Below are 20,920 nucleotides of genomic sequence, written 5' to 3' on the forward strand. Positions count from 1 at the left end.
GGGAGGGGCCGGCCGGCTCCGTCCGTCGAATTCAGCGGTCGGGGTCGGGGCGGGAGGTACCGCCGGGTACCTCGACGCTGACGGAGTCCTGTGTACCCGTGGAGGTGGTGCGTCCGGCGTCCTCCCCGGATTCTGGCCCGGTTTCTGGCCCGGGTTCTGTCCCGTCCGTGGCTGCGTCCGGGAGGTCCGGGGTGGCTGCGGTACCGGCGGTGGCTGCGGTGGACCCGTAACCGTACGCGCCGTAGCCGTTGTACCTGCCGTACCTTCCCTTCGGCGCCGGAGTCTGGGTGAAGACGGTACCCAGGATCCGGGAGTTCACGGCGGTGAGGTTGTCGGCCGCCGCGGTGAGCTGGTCGGTGGTGGTGCCGTTGTACCGCACCGTGATCAGCACCCCGTCCGCGGAAGAGGCGACCAGCGCACCGTCGGTGACGGGCAGCACCGGGGACGCGTCGAGGATGACATGGTCGAAACGGGCGGCGAGCTGGGCGAGGATCTCCCCGAAGCGCCTGGACCCGAGCAGTTCTGCAGGGTTCGGCGGAATCGGACCGGAGGCGACCACACTCAGCCCCTCCGTGGCGGTCGACTGGATGACGTCGCCGATGTCCGCCCGGCCTGACAGGGCCGTGGACAGGCCCACCGCACTCTGGAGATTGTTGCCCACATAGTTCGTGACACTCGGGTCACGCAGGTCGGCGTCGACCAGGCAGACGCTCTCACCGTCATCGGCCAGGGCGAGGGCCAGGTTCACCGCCAGGGTGGACTTGCCGTCACCGGGCATCGCCGAGGTGACGGCCAGCACTGTGGGGGCATTGTCGACGTCGAGGAACCTGAGGTTCGTGCGCAGCTCCCGCAACTGCTCGGCGGCCGGGGTGGGGGCACCGGAGAAATCGAGGGTGTGGTGCTCGACGAGGACGTCGGCGGTACCGACGCTGCCGATGACCGGGGCTTCGACGATCTCCTGGATGGCCGCGGGATCGGTGATCCTGCGGTCGAACAGGCCCCGGCACACGGCGGCGACAGCGCCCACCACAAGGCCCACCACAAGTCCGAGGGCGATGTTCAGGGACATGTTCGGGGACGAGGGAGACGTCGGCGTGACCGCCTGGTTGAGCAGTGCGAGCTGCGGGGCGCCGCCGGCACCGGGAGCTGAGGTCTGCTCGTTGAGCTCACGGACCATCTGCTGCAGCTGGGTCGCCGCAGAATTCGCCACATCCCGTGAGAGCACGGGATCCCCGGAGACGGCCGTGAGATCGAGGATGACGGTGTCCTTGTGGGCTCCGGCGTCGAGCATCGCCATGACCTCGTCGGGCGTGCGGTCGAGGCCGAGCTGGTCGACGACGCGCTGGCTCAGTGCCCGGCCGTTGGCCACCTCCGCGTAGGAGCCGACCTGCTTCTGGCTGAGCAGGACGCCCTGGTAGGCGTCACTGGAACCGCCGGTGGACGCCGTGCCCACGTACACCTGGGCGGTCGCCGTGTACTCCTTGGTCATGAGAGCGGTGGCACCCCAGCCGGCGAGGGCGCCCACGAGCGCGCCGACGACGAGCATCCACCAGGACCTGCGCAGATGACCCAGGTAGTCGACGAGCACGTTGCGGGCGGAGAACGTTCCACCGGCCGAAGATGCGGTGGAGGCTGGTGAAGTCCGGGAGATCATGGTGGTCCTTAGTCGTCGGGAAGATGGCGGGCAGTGGATCGGGTGTCCGGTACCTGTCTCACCGGGAGGGTCGTCGCCGGGGTCCGGCACGGTGTCCTGCGCAGCCTGGCGGCTGGCCAGCGCCACTGCGCCGACGATGAGCGGAAGGATCGGGGTGGTGTGCCGCAGGGCGGAACCCCAGTCAGGTTCGAACAGGCCCTGGACAACGAGAAAAGCCAGGGGAAGTGCGGTGAACCGGGCGAGCGGCGGGTTCCCCCTGCCCGCCGTGCCGGCGGCCCGGACCGCGCTGGTCCAGATGAGTGCGAAAAGTACGCCGATCACCAGGTAGTACGGCGAGAACTTCGCCAGCATCGGCAGGGGGACGATGAAGAACAGTGAGGTCAGGGTGGAGTTCAGGATGCCGCCGAGCGGTTCCGGGGCATTGACGAACCGGGTGATCAACGAGCCGGTGTTCGCCTGCCTTTCGGCGGTGTCGTTGGCGTCTGTACGGAAACTGTCCGCAGGTACGCCCATCACGGTCCACACCGCCAGGCCGGTGACCACCGCAACTCCCACGATCATCCACACCACCTGTGCGGTGCTGCGGGTCCCAGGACCGGCCGGACGTCGGCTGAGCAGTACCCGGAAGACCACGTAGAGGCCCATGACGATGAACCAGTAGGTGCGGAACTCCGCCCCCAGCAGTGCCATGGACGCGACAACGAGGATCTCTCCGAGGAGGTTGACCGGCATCAGCACGATGACCAGCATCGCCAGGGAGATGACCACCTCCTTGGTGTAGGCCGCCTGGTACACGCCGACGGCCAGGGGGGTGACCAGTGCGAGCACCAGGGCGAGGGTGCTCAGGTGGACACTGTCCACACGTACCAGCACGGCCCCGAGGACGGCTGCACCGATGACGACGCCGAGGACGGCGGCGGCTGTCGGCGCCTCCACCATGCCGATGCGGGTGTAGAACGCGGCGATGGCACTGTACGAGCCGGCGCCGAGGTCCGCCGCGTCAAAGGGGGAGGACATGATCCAGCGGATGGTGGCGGCGTCATTGCCGAATCCGCCGAACAGTCCGGTGAGCCTGGGACGGACGAGCAGACCCACCGCCAGTGCGACCGCACCGAGGCACACCCCGAGGACCAGGGGCGACGAGGCCGGCCCCCGGGTGTGACTGCTGTCGGTCCGTGCGGTCACAGCACTGCCTTCCGGTCGGAGGTTCTCCCCACCGCCAGATCATAAACCGAGGTGAGCCGGTCCCGCTGGGTCTGCGGGGAGTGCGCACGGTCAAGTGACGTCCAGTCCGCAGGGTCCCTTCCCGCGGTGAGGATCCGGACTGCCCTGCGCGCGGCGTCCTCCGGTGTGCCGAACCTCGCCTCGGCCGGGCACTCCTGCAGGGCCGGGATGTCCCGGACGAGGAGGGGGACGCCGATCCTGCGGACCTCGAGGACCGACATGGGGAACCCGTCCCACCTTGCGGTGTGGACCACCACTGACAGTTCTGCGATGCGCCGGTGAAGCTCATCCCCGTTGAGCCAGCCGGTGACCTCGACCCCGGCGTCCTCGAGAACGGGAATGAGGGAGGTGTCTTTGCCGTCCCCGTCCCCGATCCACACGAAGCGGGTCTCCGGCAGTTCCCCGCGGATCAGCCGGGCGGTGGCGGCGAAGAAGGCCGGGTCGCGTTGCGGGGTCACCCGGGAGACCACGCCCACCGTCTGCGGGAGGGTGGGTGACCAGCTGTCCACGGGGGCGGGGTGGTCCTCGGCGAGCACGTTCGGGACCACGGTGACAGGCACTGTCCACGGCAGGCCGTGTCCGAGACCGCACATGAGTTCACCCTCCCAGACCGCGCAGGGTGCCCCCACGGTGGTCAACGGGTAGAGCATCTTCTCCAGCAGTCGGAAGGCCCGGCGTTGCGCGGCGGGGATGTCGGCCCGTTCGAAGGCGAAACTGTGCGGGGTGTACACCACCGGGACGGTGTCGCGGCCGGGTGTCATGCGGTCGAGTGCTGCGGCGAGGCGGACGTAGACCCCGGCGAAACTGGAGTGGGCGTGGACGACGTCCGGGCGCAGTTCGGCGACGGCGTCGCGGACCGCGCGCACCGCGGCGAGGGGGGACGNCATCTTCTCCAGCAGTCGGAAGGCCCGGCGTTGCGCGGCGGGGATGTCGGCCCGTTCGAAGGCGAAACTGTGCGGGGTGTACACCACCGGGACGGTGTCGCGGCCGGGTGTCATGCGGTCGAGTGCTGCGGCGAGGCGGACGTAGACCCCGGCGAAACTGGAGTGGGCGTGGACGACGTCCGGGCGCAGTTCGGCGACGGCGTCGCGGACCGCGCGCACCGCGGCGAGGGGGGACGCCGGGAGTTCCCGGTCCACGGTGAAGATACCGGGGCTGCGCGGGACGGGCGGGGCGGAGCTGCGGGCGTTGTTGGACAGCAGCAGGTGGCTGTGGTCGGGCAGAAGCCGGGCGTACTGCTCGACGGCGGTGGCGACCCCACCGTGGTAGCAGTCGGTGACGTGCAGGATCTTCATGGTCGTTCCGACTGCCCCCGGCTCAGTAGGCGCCACGTGACAGGGCCACGGCGCGGAACGTGCGCGCGATGGTCTTGATGTCCAGGGCGAGCGACCAGTTGTCCACGTAGTACAGGTCGAGCCGTTCAGCCTGTTCGGGGGTCAGGTCGGAGCGGCCGGAGACCTGCCACAGTCCGGTGATGCCGGGGCGGACCTCCATACGCATCCTCATGTCGGAGCCGAAGGCGTCGACCTCGTGCTTGAGGTGGGGGCGCGGACCGACGACGCTCATGCTGCCCATGAGGGAGTTGAAGAACTGGGGTAGCTCGTCGATGCTCGTCTTGCGGATGAAGCGTCCGACCCTGGTGACCCTGGGATCGTTCTTCATCTTGAACAGTCCTTCCGCGCCGACCTGCTCGCGCAGCTTCTGGAGGCGGGCGTCGGCGTCCGTGTGCATGCTGCGGAACTTGAAGATGCGGAACGGCTGGCCGTGCAGGCCGATACGGGTGCTCACGTAGAAGACCGGGCCCCGGTCCTCGAGCTTGATCGCCAGTGCGGTGAGCAGCATGACCGGTGAGACGAGGATGAGGGCGACCGCCGAGACGGTGATGTCGAAGACCCTCTTGATCAGCCCGTTGGCGGCGCTGAACCGGGGACGGTCGACGAACAGTGCGTGGCGGGGGCCGAAGGGCACGACGTCCAGCCGGGTGCCGCTGATGCCCTCGAGCATGGGGTCGAGGTACAGGCGCATGTTGAGCTTGTCCAGCTGCCAGGACAGCCTGCGGAGATTACGGTGGCCGAACTCTCCGATGGACGCCACCCACACGGCGTCACACTCGTAGCCCGCGGCGGCCTTGGCGAACTCCTCGGTGGTGAGGATGCTCATGCAGATTCCGTCGACGGGAATGCCGTGGACGTCGAGGAGCTCGTCCCGGTTCTCCGGGTCGGTGAGGAGGATGCCGTGGATGAGGTCGCCGACGTCCTCCCTGTCATGGAAGGACAGGATCATGCGGTTGATGTCCCTGACCTGTCCGATCGCCAGGAAGCTGTGCCTGAGGTCGGTGCGGAAACGGTCGGTGACCCGCAGGTTCACCATCCGGGAGACCATGAGCAGGAACAGTCCGACGGGCAGGCCGAACAGGGCGAAGTGCCGGAACACCGAGTAGGAGGAGATGGCGTCGACCATGGCGAGGCCGGAGGCGAAGACCAGGCTGCCCTTGATGACGTTCTCGCGGCCGATGCGGTGGAAGGTGCGGGCCTGGTGACTGTAGCCGTGGGTGAGGCCGATGCAGGCGAGCCAGAAGACCGAGACCGCTGCGCTGAGCAGGAGGTTCCGGGCGGTGAAGAAGTGGTCGGTGATGACGCCGAAGTCTGGTGCCCAGGTGTAGATCGAGAGCAGGTCGGCGATGAGGACCGCGGTGACGACGGCGAGGGCGTCACTGAGGACGTAGAACACCGTGCGTTGGGAGTGCCGGAACCGGCGGGTGTCCGCGGTCTTGGCGAGGTGAGGGAGGGAGGGGCGGGTGATGACGTCAGGGAAGGGGTTTCCTGTTGACCGGGAGGTCGACGGTGGAGTGCGGAGAACCATGGGAGAGTCGTTTCTGTGTGCCGGCAGGTGAGGGGGCTTGACTGGAGAGGTACGGGGGTAACAGTAATGCTTTCCCCGCCGTTACACGACGGTCCTGTCTGTACGGAGGCGGTCAACATCTGGTCTGACCAGGAGTTTCCTGGTAGTAGCCGCAAAAGGAGAGGGGCACTGACCAGGCGTTACACAAAAAACAGTGATGTTGGTCACGTAAGTTAAGCCAACGTTACGTACTGCTTGCGGGGGCGTGTCACCTGCGGTTTTACGTTCACGGTGAGTTGAATCCGGAGTCAGCGTGCGTCGGTGTCCGGCGGTCCCGGAGGCGCTCCGTGGGGCACGGGGGTGGCCGTGTAACGGAGTCGGATGTGACGGAGACCGGACGCGGTCCGGGGTGCAGATACGCAACGACCCGGCAGAGCTGGCGGCAGCTGTACCGGGTCGTGATCGTTCCGAGCCCCCTGACAGAATCGAACTGTCGACCTTTTCCTTACCATGGAAACGCTCTGCCGACTGAGCTAAGGGGGCGGGCGGCGGTCCCGCACACGGAGCCTGACGTGCAGTGCACGCGGGCAGGTCCGGGAGGAGAACCGCTGCTGAGCCGATGACGGGAATCGAACCCGCGCCACCTGCTTGGGAAGCAGGAGTTCTACCATTGAACTACATCGGCAGTGCCCGGCAGCAATGCTGCAGTCTTCGACCAGGTTTCTCTACCAGGGTCTCCGACCGGGCAACGCTAAGTACTGTAACACACCCCGGCGCAGTCCCGGAGCCAGCCCCACGTGTTGACTGCGCTACGCTGTTCACGTGCTTCTTTCCGACCGAGACATCCGCACCGCCATCGCCGACGGGGCACTGTCCCTCGACCCCTTCGACCCGTCGATGGTCCAGCCGTCCAGCATCGACGTGCGCCTGGACCGCTACTTCCGGGTCTTCAACAACTCGAAGTACACCCACATCGACCCACGGCTGCCCCAGGAGGAACTCACCACCCTCGTCGAGGTCGGTGACGGACTGGGGGAGGACGGCACCGCCATCGCCGACGGCGGCATCGCCGGGGAGGCCTTCATCCTCCACCCCGGGGAATTCGTCCTCGGTTCGGTGCTGGAGTACATCACCGTGCCCGACCACCTCGCCGCACGGTTGGAGGGGAAGTCCTCTCTCGGACGCCTCGGTCTGCTCACGCACTCGACCGCAGGGTTCATCGACCCGGGTTTCACCGGCCACGTGACCCTCGAACTGTCGAACACCGCCAATCTGCCGATCGCGCTGTACCCCGGCATGAAGATCGGTCAGCTGGCCATCTTCACCCTCTCCAGTCCGGCGGAGAACCCCTACGGCTCCGGTGCCCTGGGGTCGAAGTACCAGGGGCAGCGGGGGCCGACACCGTCCAAGGCCTACCTCAACTTCCTGTAGAGGACGCCGAGTTCCGGGCTCCGGGGCGGGAGACTCCGACCCCCCGCTGTGCCCGGTGCCTGCCGCCGGACACAGGTCACCCCCGGCAGTGTCGCCACTGACCGGGGGTTTCCTGCTGACGTTTCAAGAGGAGAATGCTCAGCTGCCGTATACGGATCCTTTCTGTCTGCCGATGAGATTCAATCTACGAGCGGCTTCTTGGAGGACCCTGGCAATCGACTGACGCCTCGGTGCGATCTCGGTGCAGGTTGTCCGGACGCTCTTCCGGGCCCCTTCAGACCCGCGACGATGCGAAGGCGACGGCGTCCTCGAGACCGTCGGTCCACCCGGCGTGGCCCGCGGGATCCTCGTCGACCCGGTAGGTGACGTCCATGCCGTTGGCCTCGGCCTCCGCCACCAGGCGGGCGGTGAACGGGGCAGGACTGACCATGTCGTATGCCTGCTGGTAGATGAAGACCGGGGCGTCGTACCCGTCGACCGGGACGGCGAGGTGCTCCCGCACCGCGGGCAGGAGGTCACCGGTGGCCAGAGGCCTGGTCACCAGGTCACCGACGGGAATGTCGGCCACGGCGTCCGACATCTCGAAGTAGTTCGCGGTCTCCGCCAGATCGACGATCCGCCGGCCCGTGTCGGTGAGGTAGTCGTCGAGGGGGAAGTCAGGTCGCGCCGCGCGGAATCCGGCGAGCACGAAAGCCAGGTAAGTCTCCAGGTCAGGCTGGCTGAACTGCAGGACCGGGGTGACCACGGCAAGCTCGTCGGCGATACCGGCGGGGACGCCGCCGGCGGTGACTGCGGCGAGGTGGAGCTCCGGGGCGTACTCCGCGGCCATTTCCGCCGCCGCCATCGAAGCGTGGCCGCCCTGCGAGTAACCGTTGGTGACCCATGTGGTGGACAGGTCGTCGCTGAGCGACCGGGACGCCCGGACGATGTCGATCATCGCGGCACCCTCACTGTGGGTGTTGAGGTAGGGGTGGACCCCGTCGGTGCCGAGACCGACGTACTCGGGTGCGGCGACGGCGAAGCCGGCGTCCAGCCAGTGGGCCAGGTACTGGTCGCCGGTGTTGTCCTCCCCGACCCAGCCTGTCCAGGAGACGTTGGCGTCCCCCAGGCCCTGGGTGCCGTGGCCGTAGACCAGTACCGGCCATCCGCCCTCGGGCGCCTGCCCCTGTGGCAGATAGAGGGTGCCGAGACTGGAGGCCTTCTCTCCGTGGGGGCCGTCCGTCTCGTACTCGAAGTGCCAGCCACCGCTGGAACGGGTGAGCACCAGGTCGTCCGGGAGGACAGAGGAGGAGATGACGGTGCCCCGTGTAGGGGCGGAGGCCATGGCCGCTGTTGTGGCGGTGGTCGTGGCGGTGGTGCCGCTTTTTTACAAACAAATTGGTATAAGAGAGAAACCTGGTGGTAAACGGCAAAAGAAAGGGGGGGGGGCGACGCGGGTGACACAAAAAAAAGAAGGTGGGTGCGGACAGTAAGAAAACGCTTACTAACGATTGCGGGGGGGGGTGGGCCTAGGGGTTTACGTTACTGGGAGGTGAATTCNGGTCGTCCGGGAGGACAGAGGAGGAGATGACGGTGCCCCGTGTAGGGGCGGAGGCCATGGCCGCTGTTGTGGCGGTGGTCGTGGCGGTGGTGCCGGTGGTGGCGGGGACGTGGGCTGCCGCGGAGGGGACGAAGGAGACGGCCGCTGCGGTGACGGTGGCGAGCGCGGCGACCGTGGAGCGGCGGACAGCAGCTGCCGCGGTCCTGCGTGCCGTGTCCAGGGGGCGGGGGGTCGTACGCGGGCGGGGCGTGGCGTGGGAACGGGGGAAACGTCGCATGTCGGAAAGGTTATCCTTACCGGGGGTGATCGGGAAGTTCCGGCGGCAGATCGGAAAAAAGTTTCGCAGATCGGACATTAGCTGTGGATCTGGCTGCGGGGGCCGGTCACACAGTCCCACCGACCACGCCACCCGCCCGCCCGCAGCCCCGCGGGCCCGGGGAATCCGCAGGTACTGCTGCCGGACCCTACTGGTCCTCGGGGTGGAACCCGGCCTCGACCGCCAGGACAGCCAGCTGCACCCGCGAATCGGTACCGAACTTGGTGAGCAGAGAGGACACCGTCTTCTTCACCGCGCTGGCTGAACGCCCCGTTCTGCGGGCGATCTCCGCATTCGACAACCCCGCGCACACCAGTGACAGGACCTTCTCCTCAGAGGGGGAGAGCCTGTCCAGCCGGTCCGCGTCCTCCGCCGACAGTCCCCCACCGGCAGGGAGATGCCTCATCAGACGGGTGGCAGGCTGCGGGCTGACGACGGTACCGCCGGCGAGTGCCTGATGGACCGTCTCGATGATGAACTCCGGGCGGGAGCTCTTCAGGATGTACCCCGCGCCGCCGAGCGAGAGAACCGACAGCATCGTCGCGTCCTCGTCCAACGCGGTCATCGCGATGAACACCGGGGGGCGTTCCAGCTCGCGGACATGACGCAGCAGCTCCACCCCGTCCATGGTCGGCATGTGGATGTCGGCCATGAGGACGTCAGTGTCGATCCTGCCGAGAAGGTCGAGTGCACCGGCACCGTCGCACGCCTCCCCGACCACCTCGATGTCCGAGGCGGCGGGAGTGCTGAAGTACAGGCGCAGCGAGGACAGGACCAACGGGTCATCGTCGACCAGCAGGAGCCGGATCGTGCCGGAGGGAGAGGGGACGGAAGCGGCCCCGGAGGAGGAGCCGGGAGAGGGAGAGAACGTCACGGGTGACGTCAGCAGTAGAAGTGGTTGTGCTTCTTGCAGGAGAAGATCGAACCGAGGGACGCCTTGTAGTTGACGGAGCCGGTGTCGGCTGAGGCGGTACCGACACACAGGCCGGAGGCGAGGACCACGGTCACGGCACCGGCGGAAAGACGGCGCAGCAGGGACTTCGGGCGGGAACTGGACAAGATTTTCTCCTCTGTAAGAGAGTCACGGAGACGTGGGGGGCGATACGTCGCCTCCAACAATAGGCAGCGTGACGGCCGTGCGCCAGAGCTGGGGACCACCGGATCCGTGATCTCTGTTGACCGGACCGGCGACCAGCTCCCCTCCCGCCGTATGGGCCCTGGCGACCATCGACCCCATCCCCAGGTCACTGGTCAGCGCAGGATCTGCCCCGGCGCTGTCGGAAACCGGGTTCACCATCGACACCGTCACCGAGTTACCCGCATTCACCCTGCAGCTCAACCACACCTCAGCGTGGTCGGGGGAGTGCTTCGCGGCGTTGGCGGTCATCTCGGTGAGAATCCGGGACAGGGCCTGCAGATCCACCACAGGTTCCCGGGATGCGCGCGGAAGACTGACATGGGACCGCACCCGCAGACCGTGGGCGCGAAGTTCGCGGGTCGACGTCTCCAGCGAGTCCCGCAACGACGGTGGCGGCCCCGCACTGTCGGCACCGGTGTCCGCACTGTCCGAACTGAGCAGGCGCAGCATCGTCCGCAACTGTTCCAGCGCCTGACGTGAACTGCGGGAGATGTCCCTGAGCCCCTCGACCACCTCAGGGTCCGCGCGGTCACCCACCGTCAGCTCGAGGGCCTGGGACCTCATGACGACACCGGTCAGGGAGGTGGCCACCGAATCATGGAGCTCACGGGCCAGACCGATGCGCTGCAGCCGTTGACTGTCCGCCAGCGACCGCCGCAGTGCCGCATTGTTGAGCGCCTGCGCCAGCCGGTTACGGCCGACGAAATAACCGGTGCTGAGCAGGACCAGTGTCACGGTCACGACCACCGGGTCACTGTCGACCGTCATCGTCGCGAAATCCACCATGACCAGGGCGGTGTGGACCAGTGCCAGGGCCAGTCCCACGGCGGCGAGACCGCTGGCGGTGACCACCTCGATGATGATGAGCACGAAGAAGACGGCGTAGGTCGCGGCGTCCGCGGCAACGTAGGACGAGGCGGCGACGAACGGGAGGGTGAGGACCGCGGACGCCAGGGGCCACCGGGGTGCGGTGAGGACCAGGGCGACACCGGCGACAGCGCAGAGAATCGACGCGAGAGTCACTGGTTCACTGACCAGCACAAACTCGATGACCAGGAGCAGCAGTGCCAGCACGGCCTCCGGCAGGCCGAAAGGGATCCGGTGACGGGCCCGGAAACCCGTCAGCGCGTTACCCGCCAGAATCCGCACGCCGCACCCCGGTCACTGCTTGTAACTGGCCAGGAAGTTGCCGAGCCGTTCAATCGCCTCCGCCAGGTCCCTGGCCCACGGCAGGGTGACCACACGGAAGTGGTCGGGTGTCGGCCAGTTCATCCCGGTGCCCTGGACCAGGTGGATCTTCTCGGCCCGCAGCAGGTCGAACATGAACTGCTCGTCGTCGTGGATCTCGTGGACGTTCGGGTCGAGCTTCGGGAACGCGTACAGTGCCCCCATCGGTTTGACGCAGCTGACGCCCGGGATCTCGTTGAGCTTCTCCCAGGCCACGTTGCGCTGTTCGAGCAGTCGTCCGCCCGGCAGGACCAGATCCTCGATGGACTGGCGTCCCGACAGTGCGACCTGGATGCCGTACTGGGCGGGGACATTGGCGCACAGCCGGGTGGAGCACAGCAGTTCAATGCCCTCGATGAAGCCCTTCGCGTGCTCCTTCGGCCCGGTCAGGACCATCCACCCGGACCGGAAACCGGCCGCACGGTAGGCCTTCGACAATCCGTTGAAGGTGATGCACAGCAGGTCAGGGCACAGGGACGCCGTGTTCACGTGCACGGCGTCATCGTAGAGGATCTTGTCGTAGATCTCGTCGGAGAGCACCAGCAGAGAATGCTCCCGGGCGATGTCGACGATCCGTTCCAGCACCTCGCGGCTGTACACCGCACCTGTGGGGTTGTTCGGGTTGATGATGACGATCGCCTTCGTCCGCGGCGTCACCTTCGACTCGATGTCCTCGACGGAGGGGAACCAGTCGTTCTCCTCGTCGCAGAGGTAGTGGACGGCCTTGCCCCCGGCCAGTGTGGTCGCGGCAGTCCACAGCGGGTAGTCCGGCGAGGGGATGAGGACCTCGTCACCGTCGTTGAGCATGGCCTGGGTGACCATGGTGATCAGCTCGGAGACCCCGTTGCCCAGGTAGACGTCATTGGTGGTGAAGGGGGGGAAGTCCGGGATGACTTCGTAACGGGCGACAACGGCCCGCCGGGCAGAGGGGATTCCCTTGGACTGGGAGTAGCCGGCGGCGTAGGGCAGTCCGGCGATCATGTCCTGGACGATGGTGTCCGGGGCGTCGAAACCGAAGGCCGCGGGGTTGCCGGTGTTGAGCTTGAGGATCCGGTGACCGTCGGCCTCCATGCGCTCTGCCTCGGCGTTCACCGGGCCACGGATTTCGTAGAGGACGTTCTGGAGTTTCGTCGACTGGTCCAGGGGACGAAGCTCCACAGGGTGCTTCGGTGTGGTGCTCATTTTTCCCATCATGCCAGTACGGGGGTGGTGCCGTGCCTTCTGCCCCGTTATTCGGTGGTGGTGGAGTCCCCGTCACCGGTACCGGGGGTCGTGCCGCCACCGGTACCCGGCGTTTCTCCGGTGCCCGGGTTTCCGCCTGTTCCCGGTGTGCCCCCGGTACCCGGGTTTCCTCCGGTGCCCGGCGTGCCCCCGGTGCCCGGGTCGGTGCCGGGTGAGGTACCGGTGCCGGGGTCGGTGCCCGGGTCGGTGCCGGGTGAGGTACCGGTGCCGGGGTCGGTGCCCGGCGTCCCCGGTGTGGTGCCGCCGCCGGTGCCGGGGGTACCGGTTCCACCGGGGGTCTCCTGTCCGGTGCCCGGGGCGCCGGTTGAGGGGGTGCCCGTCGGACCGGAGGTGTCAGGCTCCTCGGTGGTGTCGGTCCAGTCGCTGCCGTCGTTCCAGCTGTCGTCCCCGGACTGGTCCCCGTAGCCGTAGCCGTAGCCGTCGTAGCCCAGGCCTGCGCTGTTGTCCGGGATCTTCGTCGTGGTCGGTGTCGTGGAGTTCCACGCGGTCGGACGTCCGTAGCTCGGAACGACGCTCGTCAGCGGTGAGGAGTCCGAGACGCTGTTGTGCCTCATGAGGCTGGCGGCGAAGAGTCCGACGAGAACGGCGAGGACGACGCCGATGACCAGGATCCACGCCCAGGGCGGCACGCTGCGGAAACTGAAGGATCTGCCGTCGCCGCCGTCGTCGCCGCCGTCACTTCCGTCGCCGCCTGAACCGCCCGCGGGGACGCCCTCCGGGGACGTCTGGCCGGACGGGGACGCCGCGACCGGAGGTACCGCACCCACGGCCGTCTCCTCTGCTGCGGCGGACCCGGCGGCGGCGGAGCCGGCAGTACCGGGTCCGGTGCCGGGGCGTTCACTGTCGTCCCGGACCGCGGGAATGATGCCGGTCATCTCCGGGTCGGTGGTCGACCCCAGCACGGGCGGCCGGGACGCGGTGGAGCGGCCGTGGTCACCGGCAGGTCCGGTCTCGTCGACGATCTCTGCGTCGATGACGGTCCCGTCGTCGGGGACGTCGGGGTGGTCACTCTCCACCACATCGGCGAGGTAGCCCTGGCGGGAGGTCGGCGGCGTTGACGCAGCTTTTCCGAAAGAGAACTCCGTGTCCTCGAACGCCGCGGTCTCGCGGGGCCGGTCTCCGCCTTTCGGGCGTTGGGGATCTGAGGGTTCGTTCATCTGATCTCTTCGTTCCGTCGGAGCACATGTTCGCCCGGCGTGCGGTATGGACTGTTCCATACTAGTCCGGGAAGGAGCGTCGACTAATCGGGGAGCCCTGCGCTCCGGTCATTGTACCGGTCGTCGGGACCGGCCTACGGGACCGGCCTACGGCACCGGTCTTCGGTCGTGGCCGGGCAGGTCAGCTGCTCAGCCACCGGATGACCTCCTCCCGGGCGGCCTTCCCCTCCGGGGTGGGGGTGAGCGGGTGGACGTGGACGGCGCCGTCGCAGGTGTGCACGTCCACCGTGGCACCGGTGCGGTGCATCCGCGCGCCCAGGGCCAGGGCGTCGGCGTGGAGGATGTCACGTGTGCCGGTCCACACCGCCGTCGGCGGTAGGGCGGCCAGGTCGGTGTCCGGTGCCGCCAGGGGGCTGACCAGCGGATCGTGGATGTCCACTCCGCGTGCGGTGTCCGCTCCCGCCCAGGCGAGGCCTGCCACGCGGAGACCGTCGGGGTGCAGCCAGGGATCGTCGTCGACGAGGGCGTCGAGGCCCTCGGTGGTGCAGGACACGTCGAGCCACGGGGACACCAGTGCGATCCGCTCCACCGGGTCGCGGGCATCGTGGCGTCCTGTGGTGAGCATCCAGCCGAGGGCGAGTCCGCCGCCTGCGGAGTCCCCGGCCAGGCACAGCCGGTGGCCGCTGTCCCGGGCCTCGTCCGCGGCGTCCCCGATGACCCTGTCGAGCAGGGTACGGGCGGAGGACGCCGTGTGCTCCGGGGCCAGGCCGTAGTCCGGGACGATGACTTTCATTCCCGCGCCGGCGATGTCGCTGACGAACTTCCAGTGCCTGTCGTCGAGGCCGTTGACGTAGCCGCCGCCGTGGAGGTAGACGCAGATGTCGAGGGGGGTGTCGCGGGGGGTGTCGGTGGCGGGGACGAGGGAGTGGACGGTGAAGGTGCCGTCGTCGGTGGTCACTTCGTGGCCGGTGACATGGTTGACCTGGTAGAGCTCGTGGGGGATCGCGGCGGAGTGGCGGGGCCGGGACATGATCTCCCTCACCCTGTCCGCGGACGCCCATGTGCTGTGGCGGGTCCGCTTCACGTAGGCGGCGAACAGCTTCATCGGCAGGCTCATGGGGTCTGATGGTAGGTGCAGGCGGCGTCCCGAAAAAAAGTTGAGTGCATCGGGAACAACTTCGGGGTGTGCGCCGTTGTACCGGATGTCATGAAGTTGAGCGAGTGGAACTCAACTCAGGTTGACTCCTCCGGATCGCGGAGGCAGACTTGAGCCCGGCTCACTTAACAAACCTCGATCATCAACGATCAAACACATCAGGAGGACGTCACTATGGGACGCGCAGTGGGAATTGACCTCGGTACCACCAACTCGGTGGTAGCAGTTCTGGAGGGCGGCGAACCCGTCGTCATCGCCAACTCCGAGGGCTCCCGCACCACCCCGTCGATCGTCGCCTTCGCCAAGAACGGTGAGGTGCTCGTCGGTCAGTCGGCCAAGAACCAGGCGGTGACCAACGTCGACCGCACCATCCGCTCCGTCAAGCGCCACATCGGCGACGACGGCTGGACCACCCCCGAGATCGACGGCAAGAAGTACACCGCCCAGGAGATCTCCGCCCGGACCCTCATGAAGCTGAAGAGGGACGCGGAATCCTACCTCGGCGAAGACGTCACCGACGCCGTCATCACCGTCCCGGCCTACTTCAACGACGCCCAGCGTCAGGCCACCAAGGACGCCGGACAGATCGCAGGCCTCAACGTCCTCCGGATCGTCAACGAGCCGACCGCGGCCGCCCTGGCCTACGGACTTGAGAAGGGCGACAAGGAACAGACCATCCTCGTCTTCGACCTCGGTGGCGGTACCTTCGACGTCTCCCTGCTGGAGATCGGCGACGGTGTCGTCGAGGTTCGCGCCACCTCCGGCGACAACAAGCTCGGCGGTGACGACTGGGACCAGCGCATCGTCGACTGGCTGGTCGACAAGTTCAAGAGCGCCCACGGAGTGGACCTGTCCAAGGACAAGATGGCACTGCAGCGTCTGCGTGAGGCCGCGGAGAAGGCGAAGATCGAACTCTCCTCCTCCCAGCAGGCCAGCATCAACCTGCCGTACATCACCGTCGACGAGGACAAGAACCCCCTCTTCCTCGACGAGACCCTGTCCCGCACCGAGTTCCAGCGCATCACCCAGGACCTGCTCGACCGGACGAAGAAGCCCTTCGCCGCGGTGCTGAAGGACGCCGACGTCTCCGTCAACGACATCGACCACGTCGTGCTGGTCGGCGGTTCCACCCGTATGCCCGCCGTCACCGACCTGGTGAAGGAACTGACCGGCGGCAAGGAACCGAACAAGGGCGTCAACCCCGACGAGGTCGTCGCCGTGGGTGCCGCACTGCAGGCCGGTGTGCTCCGTGGCGAGGTCAAGGACGTGCTGCTGCTCGACGTCACCCCGCTGTCCCTCGGTATCGAGACCAAGGGTGGCGTGATGACCAAGCTCATCGAGCGCAACACCACCATCCCGACCAAGCGTTCGGAGACCTTCACCACGGCCGAGGACAACCAGCCCTCGGTGCAGATCCAGGTCTTCCAGGGCGAGCGTGAGATGGCCCAGCAGAACAAGCTGCTCGGTTCCTTCGAGCTCGGTGGTATCGCACCGGCACCCCGTGGCGTCCCCCAGATCGAGGTCACCTTCGACATCGACGCCAACGGCATCGTCCACGTCACCGCGAAGGACAAGGGCACCGGCAAGGAGTCCACGATCACCATCCAGGACGGTTCCGGCCTCTCGCAGGACGAGATCGACCAGATGATCAAGGACGCCGAGGCCCACGCCGAGGAGGACAAGAAGCGCCGCGAGGAGCAGGAGGTCCGCAACTCCGCGGAGTCCATGGCCTACCAGACCCGCAAGTTCCTCTCCGAGAACGAGGACAAGGTCTCCGAGGACACGAAGAAGAAGGTCGAGGACGCCGCGACCGCCGTCGACGAAGCCCTGAAGGGTGACGACGTCGAGGCCATCAAGGACGCCGTCGAGAAGCTCTCCGCCGAGAGCCAGGAGATGGGCAAGGCCATCTACGAGGCTGAGGCTGCAAAGGGCGGCGCCGAGGGTGGTTCGGCCACCTCCTCCGACGGTTCCACCAACGGCCCAGCGGACGACGACGTCGTCGTCGACGCCGAGGTCGTCGACGAGGATGATGCGAAGTGACCACCCCCAACCCCGCCGACCCCGGCTCACCGTCGGAGACCGACGAGGAGTACACCGAGACCCCGATGCCCGGGACCACCCCTGAGGAGGACGCCGTGAACGCAGCCGGCACCGATGCCGCTGACACCGTCGACGCCCTCGCCGGGGATGTCGAGGACGTGGTCGCAGAGACCGCGGACGCCGACATCGACGACTCGGGAGAGCTCTCCGACGCTGAGGAGCAGCTCGCCGAGCGGACCGCAGACCTGCAGCGGATCACCGCGGAGTACGCCAACTACCGGCGGCGTACCGAGCGTGACCGGGTCTCCATCCGCGAGGCCGCAAAGGCCGATGTGGCTGTCAGGCTGCTGCCGCTGCGGGACGACCTGGATCTCGCCGAGAAGCACGGCGACCTCACCGGACCGCTGAAGGCCGTGGCTGACAAGCTGACGTCCGTGTTCAACGAACTGGACATCGAGGCCTTCGGTACAGAAGGGGACACCTTCGACCCGGCCCTCCACGAGGCGGTGCAGGACACCTCCTCCGGAGACGAGAAGGTGATCGGCACAGTGCTGCGCCGGGGCTTCCGGATCGGTGACCGTACCCTGCGCACCGCCATGGTGGTCATCTCCGACCCGCGGTAACGCCGGTCGGAGCGGTCCGGGGGGACCGGTGCACCGTGGGTGCCACCGGATGCCGGTGAGAGCTCAGGGGGGCACCGGGGGGTATGAGGGGGTCAGGGGATACGGGAGTTTCAGTATCCCCCGTCAGGGTCGGGGAAACCCGGGAGTCCGGGACCTGCGGACCCTCCGGGAGGCCGGCCCTCGTTGATCCGGTCCATGAGGTAGTCGTCCGGGTAGACCTGGATGACCCGCTGGCCGTCACCGTTGTCGGTGATGTCCGTGAAGGGGAGGACCTCCGCACCGTCACGGAACAGGTGCAGCTTCGGGGTGACCGGTCCCGGACTCTCGGTGAACTGGACCACGGCGACGGAGCTGACGGTGTTGATGCCGGTGAGCAGGTCGTTGCCGGTGGTGACGGCACGCAGCAGAAGCAGGTGACGGTGGGGGACCGCCACCATCACGCCGTCCGAGGTGTCCAGGTCGGGAATCCAGCGGGGCAGCAGGTCCTCGAGGAACAGGACCGCGGAGGCGAGGAAGAACGAGGAGGACTCGACCACCCAGAAGTTCGCTCCCGGGTCGTCGCCGTGGATCTCGTTGACGTCGACCTCGGCGTCCACCAGCTCCTGCCAGAGGTTGCGGTGGCCGGCGTGCCAGAGGTCCCCGAGGTCCGCGTCGGTGTCGAGGTGCCGGGCGGCGAGAGTCCTGTCGGCGACGGTCATGACGGTGGTGGGGGTGTCGATGACGAGCGAGGTGACGAGCTCGTCGGTCCATGCGCGGGTGGTACGGCTGAACTGCTGGCCGTTTTCCGCGGTGACGGAGCTGAGCATCTCCCGGTTGACCACCCGGACCTTCAGCATCCGGAGGAACTCCGCCTCGGTCAGGGTCTCCGGGTCGATCCGGTGTGAGACGGCGTCGAGCATCCTGCGTACCCGTTCGGCGATCTCCCTGCGTCCCGGCTCCTCGCCGAGTTCGGTCTCCTGGGCGACCTGGAGGGACAGGTTGTCGAGGCCGACGAGTTCCGTGGTGTCACCCCGGGTGGCGGAGATGTAGCCGTCAGGACGCCAGGAGGTGCGGTATCCGAGCCTGTGGAGTTCGCGCAGTGCCTCGTCCCGCAGGATGTCCGCGCTGCGCCGGGGCAGGTGGGGGAACATGGTGTCGGGGGTGGAGTCCTGCATCTCCCGGCGGTGTCGGAGGCCTCTGAAGAACATGTGACCGACCCTACCGCCCGGGAATGTCGGCCGCTGCCGGCGCGTTGCAGGAGATAGACCTTAGCGTGTTAGACTCAAGTTTCAATCACAGGCGTCAAGCCGGGAAGGGAGAGCACGACTGTGGCACAGAAGGAGTGGATCGACAAGGACTACTACGGTGTCCTGGGTGTCCCGTCCTCGGCCGGTGCTGACGAAATCAAGAAGGCGTACCGGAAGATCGCCCGGGACAACCACCCGGACTCCCATCCCGGGGACGCCGCAGCCGAAGAACGCTTCAAGGCGGCCTCGGAGGCGTACTCCGTCATCGGCGACAAGGACAAGCGCGCCGAATACGACGAACTGAAGGCCATGGCGGCCAGCGGAACGGGCGGATTCGGCGGCAGTTTCGGTGACTACGGCGGATACCGGGGCAGCTCCCGGGGCTTCAGCGGGTTCACCGGCGACGGTGAGAGCTTCGACATCGGCGACCTTTTCGGAGGCATGTTCGGCTCCGGCGGGGGGCAGGGAACCCGGACAACCCGGCGTTCCCGTGGCGCTGACGTGGAGACAGAGATCACCCTGGACTTCCGCGAGGCGACGAAAGGCGTCACCGTCCCGATCCGGCTGACCAGCCCGGCCCCGTGCACCGTGTGCCACGGCTCCGGTGCCCGACCCGGCACATCCGTCACCCGGTGCACCACCTGCGGAGGTGACGGGATCATCTCGGAGAACCGTGGCGCCTTCGGGTTCTCCCGCCCCTGCCCCGACTGCAACGGCACGGGCACCCGGATCGAGGACCCCTGCACCGCCTGCGGCGGCTCCGGCCGGGTGACCCGCACCCGGACCATCACCGTCCGGGTTCCCGCCGGTGTGGTCGACGGCCAGAAGGTCCGCCTCGCCGGCCAGGGTGAGGCGGGGGAGCGGGGGCGCGCCGCCGGTGACCTCTTCGTCACCGTGCACGTGCGCCCGGACAAGCTGTTCACCCGGTCCGGCGACGACCTGAAGGTCACGGTCCCCGTCAGTTTCACCGAACTCGCACTCGGGGACACGATCACCGTGCCGACTCTGGACTCCAAGGTCAGGGTGCGGGTTCCCGCCGGTACCGCCGACGGCACCACCCTGAGGGTGCGCGGTCGTGGGGTCACCAAGCGCAACGGCAACTCCGGCGACCTCCTCGTCACCGTGCGGGTCACCGTGCCCAGGCACCTTGACGAAGGTGCGGCCAGCGCACTGCGCCGGTACGCCGAGGAGGAGAAACGCTCCGGATTCGACCCCAGGGCGAACTGGGCCGGGAACTGAGGTGACCGGTCATGGCGGACAAAGGTGACAAAGAGGTCTTCGTGATCTCCGTTGCCGCGGAGATCACCGGCATGCACGCCCAGACCCTGCGTACCTACGACAGGTTGGGGCTGGTCACCCCCGAACGGACCAGTGGCGGAGGACGCCGCTACTCGCGCGACGACATCCGGCAGCTCATGGAGATCCAGAGACTCAGCCACGACGAGGGTGTGAACCTCGCCGGCATCCGCGCCATCATCGACCTCCAGCGGCGGGTCAGCGAACTCGAGGACGAGAACGCGGGCCTGCGGCGCCGGGTCGCGGAGGCGGAGAGGTCGGCGTCCTCAGCGGTGGGACGGCACGGGGAGATCGTCCACGTTCCCCGGTCGACGGCCGTGGTGCTGTGGGAGCAGCGCCGGCGGCGCCGCAACGACGGCAGAAACGGTGACGGCAGGGGCGACCGGGACTGAACCCGGCGTCCCCGCACCGCCGCACACGGCAGCACATCACAGGGTGGCGAAACCCAGCACGGCGCTGACTGCGGTGAGCAGTCCCAGCGACAGGGCGGCCTGTCCTCTGACGGCCAGTTCCCCCCGCCGGACATGGGTCGTCACCGCACCCACCATCACGACGAAAAGGCAGGTGGCCGCCACCGGCGTGAGCACCGGCAGGATGTCGAGGGCACGGGGGAGGATCAGGCCCAGGGCGCCGAGGAACTCGACCGCCCCGATGAGTTTGACGGTGTTCTCACTGAAACCGTCCGCCCACTCCTGACCTGACTCCACGAGACTCTCCCGGGCACGTCCGATCTTCATCAGCCCGGAGCCCACGAAAGACACGGCCAGGATGATGTTGACTACCCAGAGAACAACTGACATGTCGCCTCC

At 67.5% G+C, this 20,920-nt stretch carries 17 protein-coding genes and 2 tRNA genes; 5 read left to right on the plus strand and 14 right to left on the minus strand.

Annotated elements, in window-relative coordinates:
* Nucleotides 1–31: 31 nt before the first annotated feature.
* The 5 genes from BN3906_RS07160 to BN3906_RS07180 form a co-directional block, all read right to left on the minus strand.
* Nucleotides 32–2,839, minus strand: a complete 2,808-nt coding sequence (locus BN3906_RS07160) for a tyrosine-protein kinase domain-containing protein (protein WP_066586547.1) — start codon at nucleotides 2,837–2,839, stop codon at nucleotides 32–34.
* Complete coding sequence (locus BN3906_RS07165) at nucleotides 2,836–4,173, minus strand: glycosyltransferase (RefSeq protein WP_078057259.1); 1,338 nt, start codon at nucleotides 4,171–4,173, stop codon at nucleotides 2,836–2,838. Before BN3906_RS07165 ends, BN3906_RS07160 begins: the two co-directional genes overlap by 4 nt.
* Before the next feature lie 22 nt (nucleotides 4,174–4,195).
* Nucleotides 4,196–5,740 carry a sugar transferase gene (locus tag BN3906_RS07170; protein WP_066586549.1) on the minus strand — a complete coding sequence of 515 codons (1,545 nt, stop codon included), beginning with the start codon at nucleotides 5,738–5,740 and terminating at the stop codon, nucleotides 4,196–4,198.
* A 449-nt stretch (nucleotides 5,741–6,189) separates the two neighbouring features.
* Nucleotides 6,190–6,262, minus strand: a tRNA-Thr gene (locus BN3906_RS07175).
* Between the two features lie 71 nt (nucleotides 6,263–6,333).
* Nucleotides 6,334–6,404, minus strand: a tRNA-Gly gene (locus BN3906_RS07180).
* 137 nt (nucleotides 6,405–6,541) lie between these two features.
* Between BN3906_RS07180 and dcd the strand changes: the two genes are divergently transcribed.
* Nucleotides 6,542–7,150, plus strand: a complete 609-nt coding sequence (dcd, locus tag BN3906_RS07185; protein ID WP_066586551.1) for a dCTP deaminase — start codon at nucleotides 6,542–6,544, stop codon at nucleotides 7,148–7,150.
* A gap of 274 nt (nucleotides 7,151–7,424) precedes the next feature.
* Here the strand turns inward: dcd and BN3906_RS07190 are convergent, their stop codons facing one another.
* The 7 genes from BN3906_RS07190 to BN3906_RS07220 form a co-directional block, all read right to left on the minus strand.
* The gene (locus tag BN3906_RS07190) at nucleotides 7,425–8,474 is read right to left on the minus strand and encodes a lipase family protein (RefSeq protein WP_066586553.1); all 1,050 of its coding nucleotides are present in this window, start codon (nucleotides 8,472–8,474) and stop codon (nucleotides 7,425–7,427) included.
* A 680-nt stretch (nucleotides 8,475–9,154) separates the two neighbouring features.
* Nucleotides 9,155–9,778, minus strand: coding sequence for a response regulator (locus BN3906_RS07200; RefSeq protein ID WP_237559815.1), 624 nt, complete (start codon nucleotides 9,776–9,778; stop codon nucleotides 9,155–9,157).
* Nucleotides 9,779–9,888: 110 nt separating this feature from the next.
* A complete protein-coding gene (locus tag BN3906_RS14680) occupies nucleotides 9,889–10,065 on the minus strand; it encodes a hypothetical protein (protein ID WP_154669491.1) in 177 nt (58 codons plus the stop codon).
* A gap of 22 nt (nucleotides 10,066–10,087) precedes the next feature.
* Entirely contained in the window at nucleotides 10,088–11,293 is a 1,206-nt protein-coding gene (locus BN3906_RS07205; RefSeq protein ID WP_066586559.1) for a sensor histidine kinase, read from the minus strand.
* Between the two features lie 12 nt (nucleotides 11,294–11,305).
* Entirely contained in the window at nucleotides 11,306–12,562 is a 1,257-nt protein-coding gene (locus BN3906_RS07210) for a pyridoxal phosphate-dependent aminotransferase (protein WP_066589460.1), read from the minus strand.
* A gap of 38 nt (nucleotides 12,563–12,600) precedes the next feature.
* Entirely contained in the window at nucleotides 12,601–13,770 is a 1,170-nt protein-coding gene (locus BN3906_RS14820; protein ID WP_066586562.1) for a hypothetical protein, read from the minus strand.
* Nucleotides 13,771–13,951: 181 nt separating this feature from the next.
* On the minus strand, nucleotides 13,952–14,887 hold the full coding sequence (locus BN3906_RS07220; protein ID WP_261796907.1) for an alpha/beta hydrolase: 936 nt from the start codon (nucleotides 14,885–14,887) through the stop codon (nucleotides 13,952–13,954).
* A 213-nt stretch (nucleotides 14,888–15,100) separates the two neighbouring features.
* Between BN3906_RS07220 and dnaK the strand changes: the two genes are divergently transcribed.
* Nucleotides 15,101–16,966, plus strand: coding sequence for a molecular chaperone DnaK (dnaK, locus tag BN3906_RS07225; protein WP_066586567.1), 1,866 nt, complete (start codon nucleotides 15,101–15,103; stop codon nucleotides 16,964–16,966).
* Nucleotides 16,963–17,589 carry a nucleotide exchange factor GrpE gene (gene grpE / locus BN3906_RS07230; protein ID WP_066586574.1) on the plus strand — a complete coding sequence of 209 codons (627 nt, stop codon included), beginning with the start codon at nucleotides 16,963–16,965 and terminating at the stop codon, nucleotides 17,587–17,589. The genes dnaK and grpE overlap by 4 nt, the downstream gene beginning before the upstream one ends.
* A 110-nt stretch (nucleotides 17,590–17,699) precedes the next feature.
* On the opposite strand, the gene BN3906_RS07235 is transcribed toward grpE, so the two are convergent.
* Nucleotides 17,700–18,776 (minus strand): DUF1444 domain-containing protein, encoded by a 1,077-nt coding sequence (locus tag BN3906_RS07235; protein ID WP_066586577.1) that lies wholly within the window; start codon nucleotides 18,774–18,776, stop codon nucleotides 17,700–17,702.
* Between the two features lie 120 nt (nucleotides 18,777–18,896).
* Between BN3906_RS07235 and dnaJ the strand changes: the two genes are divergently transcribed.
* Together dnaJ and BN3906_RS07245 are read left to right on the plus strand one after the other, a co-directional pair.
* The gene (gene dnaJ / locus BN3906_RS07240; RefSeq protein ID WP_066586579.1) at nucleotides 18,897–20,054 is read left to right on the plus strand and encodes a molecular chaperone DnaJ; all 1,158 of its coding nucleotides are present in this window, start codon (nucleotides 18,897–18,899) and stop codon (nucleotides 20,052–20,054) included.
* Between the two features lie 11 nt (nucleotides 20,055–20,065).
* On the plus strand, nucleotides 20,066–20,503 hold the full coding sequence (locus tag BN3906_RS07245; RefSeq protein WP_066586582.1) for a heat shock protein transcriptional repressor HspR: 438 nt from the start codon (nucleotides 20,066–20,068) through the stop codon (nucleotides 20,501–20,503).
* Between the two features lie 36 nt (nucleotides 20,504–20,539).
* On the opposite strand, the gene BN3906_RS07250 is transcribed toward BN3906_RS07245, so the two are convergent.
* Entirely contained in the window at nucleotides 20,540–20,911 is a 372-nt protein-coding gene (locus BN3906_RS07250; protein WP_066586584.1) for a DoxX family protein, read from the minus strand.
* Nucleotides 20,912–20,920 lie beyond the last annotated feature (9 nt).

This window comes from Corynebacterium provencense, assembly GCA_900049755.1.
In the GTDB taxonomy this organism is placed as follows: domain Bacteria; phylum Actinomycetota; class Actinomycetes; order Mycobacteriales; family Mycobacteriaceae; genus Corynebacterium; species Corynebacterium neomassiliense.

Excerpts from the sequence above, each read along its gene's own strand:
- BN3906_RS07170 (WP_066586549.1), bottom strand. The coding sequence starts at position 5,740 with ATGGTTCTCCGCACTCCACCGTCGACCTCCCGGTCAACAGGAAACCCC.
- BN3906_RS07190 (WP_066586553.1), bottom strand. The coding sequence starts at position 8,474 with ATGGCCTCCGCCCCTACACGGGGCACCGTCATCTCCTCCTCTGTCCTC.
- BN3906_RS07210 (WP_066589460.1), bottom strand. The coding sequence starts at position 12,562 with ATGGGAAAAATGAGCACCACACCGAAGCACCCTGTGGAGCTTCGTCCC.
- BN3906_RS14820 (WP_066586562.1), bottom strand. The coding sequence starts at position 13,770 with ATGAACGAACCCTCAGATCCCCAACGCCCGAAAGGCGGAGACCGGCCC.
- BN3906_RS07220 (WP_261796907.1), bottom strand. The coding sequence starts at position 14,887 with ATGAGCCTGCCGATGAAGCTGTTCGCCGCCTACGTGAAGCGGACCCGC.
- dnaK (WP_066586567.1), top strand. The coding sequence starts at position 15,101 with ATGGGACGCGCAGTGGGAATTGACCTCGGTACCACCAACTCGGTGGTA.
- BN3906_RS07235 (WP_066586577.1), bottom strand. The coding sequence starts at position 18,776 with ATGTTCTTCAGAGGCCTCCGACACCGCCGGGAGATGCAGGACTCCACC.
- BN3906_RS07245 (WP_066586582.1), top strand. The coding sequence starts at position 20,066 with ATGGCGGACAAAGGTGACAAAGAGGTCTTCGTGATCTCCGTTGCCGCG.
- BN3906_RS07250 (WP_066586584.1), bottom strand. The coding sequence starts at position 20,911 with ATGTCAGTTGTTCTCTGGGTAGTCAACATCATCCTGGCCGTGTCTTTC.